The sequence below is a fragment of the Streptomyces tateyamensis genome, assembly GCF_003205575.1.
GTDB classification, from domain to species: Bacteria; Actinomycetota; Actinomycetes; order Streptomycetales; family Streptomycetaceae; genus Kitasatospora; species Kitasatospora tateyamensis.
Map to the genome: position 1 here is coordinate 1 of NZ_PYBW01000411.1, position 557 is coordinate 557.

Sequence of the window (557 nt, forward strand, 5' to 3'; positions counted from 1 at the left end):
CGGTGACCCTGCTGACGGGCGGTTACGTCGTGGCGCACGGTCAGCTCAGCCCGGGCGGCGGGTTCCAGGGCGGGGTGGTGCTGGCCTCGGGGCTGCACCTGGCCTACGTGGCCGCCGACTACCGGGCGCTGGGCCGGGTCCGCCCGCTCGCCGTGCTGGACGTGGCGGACGCGCTGGCGGCCGGCGCGTTCAGCGTGCTGGGGCTGGTGGGCCTGGTCGCCGGGGCCGCGTTCCTGCAGAACACGCTGCCGCTCGGCACCTTCAACACCCTGGCCTCGGGCGGGCTGGTACCGGTGGTCAACGCGGTGGTGGGCGTCGAAGTGGCCAGCGGCGTGATCGTGCTGCTGGCCCAGTTCCTGGACCAGGCCGTGGAGGTGGTCGAGCGTTGAGCGTGTTCCCCTACCTGATGGCCGGCTGGATCCTACTGGTCGGGATCTACGGGCTGGCGACCAGCCGCAACCTGATCCAGGCGGTCGGCTGCCTGTCGGTGGCCCAGTCCGCCACCTACGTACTGCTGCTGGCCGTCGGCTACCGGCGCGGTGCCACCGCCCCGGTCT

Annotated in this window: 2 protein-coding genes; both read left to right on the top strand. The window is 73.1% G+C overall.

The genetic code is table 11. From position 1 onward, the window contains the following. On the top strand, positions 1 to 389 hold a 389-nt coding region (locus C7C46_RS33980), incomplete at its 5' end, for an MnhB domain-containing protein (protein ID WP_181442699.1). Further along, positions 386 to 557, top strand: a 172-nt coding sequence (locus tag C7C46_RS37155) for an NADH-quinone oxidoreductase subunit K (protein WP_181442700.1), incomplete at its 3' end; no start/stop codon positions are given. The genes C7C46_RS33980 and C7C46_RS37155, both read left to right, overlap by 4 nt.